6 protein-coding genes are annotated in these 10787 nt (G+C 52.1%); all 6 read right to left on the reverse strand.

Annotated features, from left to right (window positions below; translation table 11 throughout):
- Nucleotides 1-268: 268 nt before the first annotated feature.
- Nucleotides 269-826 carry a hypothetical protein gene (locus tag CA13_RS00440; protein ID WP_146393773.1) on the reverse strand — a complete coding sequence of 186 codons (558 nt, stop codon included), beginning with the start codon at nt 824-826 and terminating at the stop codon, nt 269-271.
- A 562-nt stretch (nt 827-1388) separates the two neighbouring features.
- On the reverse strand, nt 1389-2720 hold the full coding sequence (locus tag CA13_RS00445) for a right-handed parallel beta-helix repeat-containing protein (RefSeq protein ID WP_419193759.1): 1332 nt from the start codon (nt 2718-2720) through the stop codon (nt 1389-1391).
- A gap of 69 nt (nt 2721-2789) precedes the next feature.
- Complete coding sequence (locus CA13_RS00450) at nt 2790-4580, reverse strand: methyl-accepting chemotaxis protein (RefSeq protein ID WP_146393777.1); 1791 nt, start codon at nt 4578-4580, stop codon at nt 2790-2792.
- A gap of 683 nt (nt 4581-5263) precedes the next feature.
- Entirely contained in the window at nt 5264-6817 is a 1554-nt protein-coding gene (locus CA13_RS00455) for a carbohydrate porin (RefSeq protein WP_146393779.1), read from the reverse strand.
- Between the two features lie 352 nt (nt 6818-7169).
- Nucleotides 7170-8465 (reverse strand): outer membrane protein assembly factor BamB family protein, encoded by a 1296-nt coding sequence (locus tag CA13_RS00460; protein ID WP_146393781.1) that lies wholly within the window; start codon nt 8463-8465, stop codon nt 7170-7172.
- Between the two features lie 30 nt (nt 8466-8495).
- On the reverse strand, nt 8496-10787 hold a 2292-nt coding region (locus CA13_RS00465; protein WP_419193760.1), incomplete at its 5' end, for an Lcl domain-containing protein.

Consider the following 10787-nt stretch of genomic DNA (forward strand, 5'->3'; position numbering starts at 1 on the left):
CCATCTCACCTCGCCTTTTGGGAGAGGTCGAGCTCTCAGGCTCGGGAGAGGGTTGGTGGTGGCTGCATCCGCTGAACGCCCTCCCCCTCCCGCTCTCGCGGGCAGGGGTTGTTTGCATCAGTTAGTAGACCGAAGAGGCCATCCAAATGTTCTACCTAACGAACCGTCGCTAACAACCAACAGGAGAGAGGATGAGTTGTGCAGCATGCTTTTCTAGCAACGGATCGAAACTTGGATGGCCTTTTCTTGCTCGCCCCTTCTTGCCTCCCTAATTGCGGGCGTACATGGCCTTCAAAAAGCGGTCAATGATTGAAATTATCACAAATCCTCCCACGACTCCGATTGCTATTCCTGATGTCACACAAACGCCTAGGATCATATCGTTTGATTGCGGAGGTGATAGAAACCAACCAGCAAACAAACCACAAGCTGCCAATATGAATACACCAGCGGCTGATAGAAAACTGACAACGGGATTGGACATCAAATAACCGGGGTCGTTGGGTGGTGCAACCTTGGTCAGCGTAGCGTAGAGTTGAGAGTAGTCCGTGTGCATTCGGGAAATACGGGCTCCACCACCGCTTGTTCCAATCATAAGAACCCAGCCGCCCTTGTATTGTCTTGTGTTGTAGACGAACCGAATGTCAGAAACCGGGAAACTGAACCAACCTTCGGTCGACGGAAACAATTTCGATGGAACAAAGCAGTTGTGGAAATGAATGTTCTGTGATGCAACGTCGACGTAGACTCCATAGTCTTTCCCCAGCCAGGAGAATTCACATGCAACTGCATCGTCGGGAATCAGGGGCCGTTCATTGCTATTCATGACGTTTTTTTTTCTAAGGGCGCACAAAGTTGGAGCCTTTCAAATTAGCGATTACGTTTCTTGTAAGGCCGCCAGTGGTTGCCGTGAACGCATCGGGCTCGGTCTAGCGTAACCGATGATGGGTTACATCCGTCAATCCCTGTTGAACCGTAACCGCACCATTGGGAGCGAGAAAACGCCATCCAGTTTCATCCTCAGCAAGGAACCAAGAAAGGCAAGAAAGAGGCAAGAAAGGGCCATCCAAACTCTATTGCATTACTGCTTGGCGAAGGGACCGAAGAAAGCGAAGGACCGAAGACGCCATCCAAATGTTCTACCTAACGAACCGTCGCTAACAACGAACAGGAGAGAGGATGAGTTGTGCAGCATGCTTTTCTTGTCCCTTCTTGCTCCCCTCACATCTCACCTCGCCTTTTGGGAAAGGTCGAGCTCTCAGGCTCGGGAGAGGGTTGGTGGTGGCTGCATCTGCTGAACGCCCTCCCCCTCGCTGCGCTCGACCCCTCCCACTCTCGCGGGCAGGGGTTGTTTGCATCTACTCTTCCAGTTTCAACCGCGACGATGCCTATTTGTCAACTAGTCGATCGACGCCAGCTTGGGTTGCGATGACCGAGTTCATTCGCTCGGTTTTTTTCGAATCCATCACAATGGCTGTGCATCGTTGGAATACGTTGTTGCGAAGCACATTGTCCCTTGATTGAAGGTGTGTGAGTTGTTCCGCATCGTTCAGTTCAGGGTAATGTTCTAGATAGACATCCCAAAAGGGCTTTAAGCGATCAATAGCAAGACGCGCGAAACCACCCGATTTTACCGCAGACGAAAGCCATGTTTGCCCACGATTGTCAAGCTGAATTCCGACCAGACAATCTTTGATTACGTTACTCTCGATCTGGTTGGCTTCGCCACCACCAATGGCAATGGCAAGGCCTGCATCTGAAAGGTTGTTGTTGCGAATGATATTTCCGCTCGCGAAATCATCCAAATAGATCGCAATGACGTCACGCTGTTTTTCAGATCCTACATGAGCGATCCTGTTAGACTCAATAACGTTGCCTCGTTCCGTCCAATCCTGTCCCAAGTAGATCGCTCCCGTATCCCGGTTTTTTAAGCATACACGGACCATTTGATTTTCGTATACGGCATGGTTGTTTCCATCGATACGAATTCCACACGAATCACAATCACTTATCGAGTTGTTTTGCACCTTGCATCCAACACCAACGATATGCATTGCTGCTGCGAATGGTGTCACTGAATCGCCGCAGCGGGTGACCGTGTTGTTCTCAATGAGATGGTTGCAGGAAGTGAGTGATTCACGAGAACCTGCTTCTACACGTATGCCAATCGAACTGCAATCCTCGACCACACACCCAGTAACGGTGCAGTTGCGTCCGCCAAAAAGGTGTATCCCAGTGTGACCAATTCTTTGTACGGTAACGTTATGGATGTTGATCGCGTCGCCGTGCGCGACCTCAATCGCCTGTTCACTTGCCTGACGAAAGTTCCAGCCCGATAGGGTGATGTGCGAAGCGTCATAGACAGCGACTAATGCCTCAACGCCGTCACCCACGATCGACACGGTTTCACCAGGAACCGCTTTCCAAATAACCTTGGCGTTCTCGGTACCGCTGTCTTGCCTGTTGAGTAAAAACGTTTCGCGAAGGACATAGGTACCACCATGAAGCCAGACGGTCGTTGGGTCGTCCGTTTGAAGGCTCGTCCGATGATTGCGAATCGCGTCCCGTGCCATCACCAAAGTGGTAAACGGCGCGACGTCTGTACCGTCCCCGGGAATTTTTGAAGTGGAAACGACGTGCCATTCCTTTGCAACTGCGTGGAATGGGAAACTGAGTGACATCGTGCATAACACGATAAGCATAAATCTTTTGTTAAACATCTTCATCAGGTTGTGAATCGACGGGGAGGTAGAGATAGAGACGAGTCTTGCGTTGCTTTATGGGAATATCTACACCGCGAGATGTTGCTGATCAGTCACGTCATCCGACACGACTTGGCTACATGTTTCGGCACTGGGTTTATCATTGCCTGTGGTTTCGTTTCCACCTCGATCGCCGCGATCTGTGTTCACGGCGCTCTTGTAACGCCCAATGATCGACTGTAGTGAGTCGGTAACATCGGTCAGTCGGGAACTTGCGTCTCGGGTCCTAGCTGCTGATTCGGAGATGCTCTTAACTCCATTGTCGACGCTTGCGGAGTTCTGCATAATTCCGCGCACAAGATCTGCTGATTGCTGGACGCGTTTGGCGACCGATTGGGCGACCGAAGCACTCTGTTCAACATTCTGGGAGATCTCTTGTGCTGAGATGCTCTGTTGCTCCACCGCCGCTGCGATCGCTTTTGACTCGCCGTCAACGTTTGAGATTGAGTTTCCAATCGAATCCATGGACGAAACCACTTGCTCACTGCATTCTTGGATGCCCGCGATCCGTTTTCGAATATCGATGGTTGCATTGGCTGTCTGCTTCGCGAGTTCCTTGACCTCTGTCGCGACAACCGCAAACCCTTTGCCTGCTTCGCCCGCTCTGGCTGCTTCAATAGTGGCGTTGAGCGCGAGTAGATTCGTTTGCTCTGCAATTTCTTGAATGACATCCACCACGCGGCCGATTTCGGTAGCCGCTGAATGTAATCGCGAAATACTCTCATCATTTTTGCCGACCAGATCAGCTGACTCGCCTGCAACACTTGATGCTCGTTCTGCACTCTTGGCGATATCCGCAATACAGGCGGTTAGTTCAGATACGGTGTCGGCGAGTCTCTTTGAGTTGTCCGATAGCTCGCATGTACCCGATCCGGACTCTTGCATCATATCCCCAACCTGCGTTGCGGATGTAGACATGATATCCGATTGAGTCATTAGTTCAGCGGTTTCACTGAGATTGCCTTTTGCGACTCCGTGGAGGTCCTCCGATAGATGCGATAGCATCGCCGCTTGCTGTGCAATTTCATGGATAATCGACTGTACGGAGGTTGCAAAAGCGTTGAACTGGGTCGCCAGTTCGCCGAGTTCATCTTGCCGTGAACCATCGAGCCGACGAGTCAAGTCGCCGTCTCCTTCGGAGATGTTTTTTAGTGCCGAAATGGTTTGACGGAGAGGTTTTGTAATTGATCGGGAAATCAATAGGCTAAAAACCACAAGTGCCAAGGTTCCTAAGCTTCCAGTTGCAAGAACCATCCGTTGGTTTGTCAATGATTCGGACGTCGCTTCGTCAATACTGGTCTGTAGCAGATTCTGATGATGCGTAGCGATACTCACTAATTGGTCATTGATTTGTTCCGCGGCAACGTCGAACTCTTTCATCATCGCATTTCCCTTTTCGGGACCACCGTCGATATAGGCCTGGGCCAGACGCTTGCCAGTTTGGTGATAGATGCCGAACGAATCTCGTATTTCGCGAACCAGCAATACACGGTCTGCGTTATTATGCGTTTTGTATTGTTCTTCAAATTTGTTCAGAGTTTCCTCGAATAGCCTTGCATGTTCTTCCGCCATCTCGAATCCGTCATCGAAACCCTCAAGTCCGCGTGTCGCTGAAATGTCGGTCAACCACTGCTGCACTTGGGTGCAGTGAAATTGCAGGTCTTTGGCTGACATCGCGTAGTGGGATGCGTCTGCTTGTGATTGAACGCTTTGTTGAATGCTTGCTGCGCCATGCAGGGTAATGACCATGACGCATATCAGCGCTGCACAACCAAGAGCGCCGATTAAAAATAGTTTTCTCGCAATTGTCAAAGTCATAAAGCGTTACCGATTTTGATTGGCTGGGATATGTGGGTGAACCCGCAACATTGCTGAGGGTCACGACACTACAAACTTAGGTTCGGAAACGTGATGCGTGGCGGGACTTGACCAGGGCATAATGTCGCGGCCCCTCGTCCTCGGCATAACCGCTACATTGAGCGTCTTAGAAGTCGCAGAATGTTCTCGAAGCGTTGTCCGGCGTCATCAAGAAGTTGCCAAAACGCCACAAACATGGCGACGTTTTTGCCTCAGAAGCCTATTTGGGCAGGCATTAGCATGGTGGCATAGGAAATGCAGAATGGTGGGGTTCTTAGAAACATTCTAGATCAATTCTATCCACGAACCTAATCCGCCGGAGAACTGCTTATGTCGCGTCCAAAACTCTTAACCTTGGCATTGATTGTCGGAATTGGGGGGGCAATGGCAAGCTTTCCGGATCGCTCAACCTCTACACGGCTTCCAGGTGTTTCCTTGGCGCAAAGGTACCACCAACGTTCTCGTACTCGGAACTTCTATCAACGTTCATCGCTTAGTGGATCCAGGCATTTACGACGGAGCACGCGAACGTCATCAGGATGGGCGTTTTTTAGTCAATCGCGTTCCGAAACGACGTGGCAGACGTACCCAGCAACACAAATTCCAATGCCAAACGTTCAGCCGGTCGAAACGATGAGCATTCGCTAAAGTGCGACCTCAAACCGAACACCGGCAAGCAAAGCGTCCTTGTACAATCCGCTTGGATTGGAAATGTATTGCAGTTCGGGCTGGAGTATCATTGCATCGGTAACTTGGCATTTATAAAAAACCTCCGTCGCGACTTCTCTTGGCCCAACATTGTTGCCCGCAGCTTGTTCAGATTGACGGAATGGTTGTCCAAAATTGGCGACGGCAGCGGCTACGCCGAATAGATCGTCGTCACGCCATGGCAATAACCCCTGATAGACAAATCCTGCTGCAAAGGAAGAATGGATTTCATTGCGATCCTTTGGCGCCCAGCTGTACATTGCGAATGCACCGAGCCCCTGAGTGTCTTCGGTTCCGTATTGTTCTTTCCAAAGCATTTGGTCTACGGTAAACCAACCGCCGTGATTTCCGGAAAATTGCTTCGGAACCGTCGAGAAATCTTGAAATTGATCGTTGTCGGTGTGTTGCCAAAAACCGAGCCGAAGGGTCTGTGGTAATTGGCCGTTTGGCCCGAATTGCGAGAGGATTTCGATCTGTTCTAAACAAATCGCTCCGTTGTGTCCGAGCGTATCAAATCCCCAACGCACGCCCTGAGGTCCTTCGGCTGGCGTTCCATCATAAATACCAAAGCCAACCGAAATACGTTCGCTTAGACTAAGAAATGACGCGACGCCTAACGCTTGACTAGGAAAGGTCGGCATTGGAATCGTTGGCGGCAGTCCAAACGACGAATTGATGAAGTCGCCCCCAAGGTCACTGTAGGCGAAGTCGGCGTTCGCGTCTTGTTTGCCGATTTTAAAACGAATGATGTCGTCATAAAGCGATTGTTCGTACCAATACTCAGCCACTGCGGTAAAATGGGGCCGCTCGGTTTCCGTTAGAGTTGAATCAATATTGCTAAAGACTTGCGCATCACCCACGTCCGATTGCGAAATTGGATTCCCATGAGCGTTGTTTCCATAGAGGAAAAAGCGACCACCCGTCCATCCGAAAGCTCTTTCCATGTCCAACGTCAGCACCAAATCAAGATTGCCTCGATAGTTTGTGACATGATTTCTGCTCATGCCGCCATGGGCTAACGTGAACGATTCTCCGGTGTAAATATATTCTCCGACCAACGCCCCCCCTGGGCCACGATGGGGCAGGAATTCAAGCAGGCTAGGAAACTGTTCTTCCGCAGGCGGCGTGGCACCAATTGCAGCCAGATTTCGAGCCGGTTGTCCAGGAATGGGCAGTTGCCTTGGTGCTGAAACCGATTGCTGGGGCTCGCCGCGATTGCTTTGCGCCGCCTTTGGTCGTGATGCAGACGGCCTTTGCAAAGGTCGATCAGCATGTTGGGGCAAAGGGACCACGTCAATGGTCACCATGTCGTCAATGGTCACCATGTCGGCTTCCGACACAACTGACGGTGAGAAGTCTTGACTGTACAGCCCCGGTTGTGACGCAAAAAAAAATAGAACGCCACTGAAAAGCAGTGGACAATAGATACGTTTCTCCATCGAGATGTCACCGATGCTGTATAAGTAAGGAGAGGTCGGCAAAAGACACATTAAAGATTCGTTGTCCGCATCCAATTTTGTAAATTGGTTAAAAACAACTTGTTAGATCTATATGTCGTCACAACACCACACAAGCCAACTGCCGCTGTCAAATATTACGATCTTGACGACGTAGCGGACTGAATCAATTGCACCGCGCTTCTTTCAATGCCTTCAAGTGTGGGGACATGAAATCGTGTCCTTTGAATTGCGGTTCAATCCAGGGCCCCACGCCCTAACCCTCAGTAAGAATCTCCCGCGAAGAAGCGGAAGTGGGCAGTCGCGTTCCGAGATACGGTGGCGTAGCGTCATGGATGAGACCCCGGCAAGGGTTGGATCTCATTCGGCTCGCGCGAAACTAACCCTACCTATCTGAAACACAATACAAGTAACGTCCTGACCGCAGCACCATCCGATCGCCGGTAATCGCTGGGGTGCCACTGCTGTCACTGTCATCCGTCTCAAATGTATTGGTCGATAGGATTTCAAACTCGGGTTTCGCCGGCAAGACGAACGTGCCCTTGTAGCGACTGAGCACATACAGTCGGTCGCCGACCAGAACCGGCGAAGCGTAGACAGGTCTGCTACTGCCGCTCAAACCAGAAACACGTTCGCGGTAAACCGATTCGCCGGTTTTCGCGTCTAGACAATGAGCCTGGCCACGGTCATCGATCCAGTACAGATGCCCCTGATGCAAAACGGGCGTGGCAACATACGAACTTTCGCGACTGGACCAAACGGTGTGCGTGTCGGTAACATCGCCTTTACCACCTGCTCGAATCGCGTGGCTGCCAGCCGAACGATAGCCGCCGAAGGTATAGAGGATCCCGCCGTGTGCGATTACAGACGGGCAAATGTTGCCGGTCAAATTGGTTTCTGCGAACCATTTCAATTTTCCGGTATCGGGATTCAACCCCCATACTTCACCGGGCACCGAAATCACTAGTTCAACTCGGGAGTCTTGTAACTCAACGAGCAATGGTGTGCCATACGCTAGCTCAAGTGAATCGGCTTCCGCTTTCCAAATTTCACGGCCTGTCTGTTTGTCGAGCGCAATGATCGCGCGGCCCTCTTCTGCGGCGTTCACAATCACCATGTCCTTGTACATTACCGGGCTGGCGGCAGACCCCCAACGACGGTTACTCGATTCCTTTCCCACTCCGACTCGCCATTGCTCGTTGCCGTCCATGTCAAACGCCAACACTCCGGTTTTCCCGAAGAAAACAAACACGTGTTCGCCGTCGGTCACCGGTGTATTGCTGGCGTAACCGTGTTCGGTGATGTAGCCATGGCTTTCATCCTCAGGCAATTGAGCGGGAACCGTTTTGGTCCATAGTGTCTTGCCGTCGTAGAGGTTCACACAGACCAGATGCCGCTGCAACTTCTCTTTTGAACCGATATTTTCACCGGAGACACCGTAACCCGAATAGCAGGTCACAAAAACACGGTCTCCCCAAGTCACCGGTGACGATGAGCCAGGTCCGGGCAATGCCGTTCGCCAAGCCATGTTTTGGTTTTCACTCCAGGCAAGTGGGATCTTCGAATCGGCGCTAGTGCCGTTGCCATCACTTCCACGAAACCGAGGCCAATCCGCTGCGGACGAAAGAGTGGATAACGAAAGGCAGAGCGTCAATAAGACGAATTTTGGAGTGTGATTCATATCAGTTTCTTGTAGTCCGTGTTTTTGATGTTATTTGGCGGTGTGCCACAAATCGACCGCGAGCAAATCGAAGTCGTCATCGGAAATCGCGCTGTCAGCATAGTCTGCACCGATTACCTCATCGACCCGTTGGACTTCCGTGAGGCGAGAGTTCGTGATGGGCTCCGCAACCGGTCCAACCGTTTTCAAGGCCAGAGGAACTGGCGTTTCATCAAACACGCTCGTCTCGTCGAATGGATCGACATCGTCGCTCAACCGGAATGCCGACTGCGGAATCATCGCGTCAACGGTTTCCCCTTCGCCAATATTCGCCGAAGATTCGCTTTGGCTATTTAGCTGGTTGATGATAACCAATGCGTCGAGAGCTGAAATCCGGTCATCGCCATTGACATCAAGCAAGGCCTCTGCTGTGGAAAACGTTTCGCCTTCTCCCTTGGCGGGTATTCTATTATTACTGAGATAATTGATCACGGCCAATGCATCCACGGCGGTTGTGAAGCCATCGCCCGAAGTATCCGTCGGCTGCAGGATATTCCTAGACGCGACCGGCGAGAACGCATCGTTTGCAGAGTTTGATTGAACGCTAAAGATCCGGTCTTTGGTTTGTGTCTCGAAAGTGATTGCATACATCTTTCCTGCGACCACCGTCACACTCATGCCCCCCGATTGAAAAGCGCCGATAAGCTGGGAATTCTCGTCGACAATGCGAACGATTTCCGAGACCGATGCGGAACCAATAGGGAATACCGATAGCGTCGTGTCTGCAAACGCCTCGAAAATAATGGCCGATCGCATACTGCTTGCGGGAATCACATGAGGCCTAATCAAGAATTCGGGCCTGAAGATCTGTGTCGGAATCGGAGCCAAATCGATGTCACCATTTATTGCGGCTACGGTGACGTTTCCGAGTGCAGCGTAGGCCGCATCGTCACTGGTCGTCGCAAATGTCAAAGCGACCTGTTGGCTGCCGTCGAAAACACGGTCAGCAGCCCCAAGCACGGTAATGGTTTGCGCGACGTTCCAGTTCTGGGGTGTGAATGTGATTGCCGATGGGCTAACGGTCACTTCACCGACGTCAGCGCTTGAGACGGTGACGACAACGTTGGCGGTTGGTTGAGTGTCGAGAGTCACGCTGATCGTGTCACTCGTTCCGCTCTCGTTGACTGACGTTGTGCCATCGCTTTGCGTTACGCTTAAACCAGCCGCAGGTGCAGCGTTAGCAATCGTGATCGTTGCCGTGTCGATGCTTGTCGCTCCGTCGTTGTCGGTGACCTGCAAACCGACCGTGAAGGATCCAACAGTCGTGCCCACATAGCTAGTGGTAACACCGGTTGCGTCATCGTATTGGCCATCGCCGTCCAAGTCCCAAGCATACGAAGTGATCGTGCCATCGGAATCGGTTGAATCGGCACCATTTAGCATGATTGAATCACCGACAATTCCCTCGTACGGTCCGGATGCTTCGGCCATCGGTTCGACGTTGGTTGTCGTGCCGGTGCCGACGTATCGAACGGCGCGAACATAGTTATCGATGCGTTCGCCGCCCTCGCCCGCCGGGCCACCTTCGACCTTGGTGTCGAATCGCACGCCGCCCGCACCGTGCGAGTCGTCTCCGTTGTTGTCCACAGCGGTTCCGAACGACGCATACCACGCATAGTAATGTTCAGTGCTGTCGCCGCCGAAGTACGCGCTGGTGCTAGACCAGAAGTACGGGTAGTCGCTATCCGTATTCGTTGTACCATCTGGGAGCTGCGTGATTTCGAAGTAGTCCGTATCGATCGCAGGTCCGACATCCTCGGCATTGATCGCGGTAGGCGATTGCGTGTAATCCAAGATGCTCTGCAACTGTTTGATGTCCGGCAGGATCCAATCGTCGTAACCGCCTAGTTCAAGATTCTCGGCGTAGTCGAGCGAATCTTCCCAGTCGATGCCGACGCCGCTGTCGGCTTGTTGCCACATCAGTCCGGTTGCCAAGTCGGTCACGGTGCCATCGCCGTTGTCGACGAAGCTGTTTTCACCGTAGATGTCGCCGCGTACGAGTCGCACATAATTGCCAAATTGTCCGCTGACGTTTGCTGGATAGGACTTGATGTGACCGGTGGCGGCGTTGACGCCAAAGGCAGACTCTTGGCCGCCGTGTGTCGTGCCGACGTAGTAGCTGGCCCAGTACTGTTCGTCCTTGCTGACGGTGTTAGCATCGGTTTCATCTGTCGGCACGCCGTCGGTAGGTGGCACGCCATCGGTAGGTGGCACGCCGTCAGTAGGTGGCACGCCGTCAGTAGGTGGCACGCCGTCAGTAGGTGGCACGCCGTCAGTAGGTGG

The organism is Novipirellula herctigrandis, assembly GCA_007859835.1.
GTDB classification, from domain to species: Bacteria; Planctomycetota; Planctomycetia; order Pirellulales; family Pirellulaceae; genus Novipirellula_A; species Novipirellula_A herctigrandis.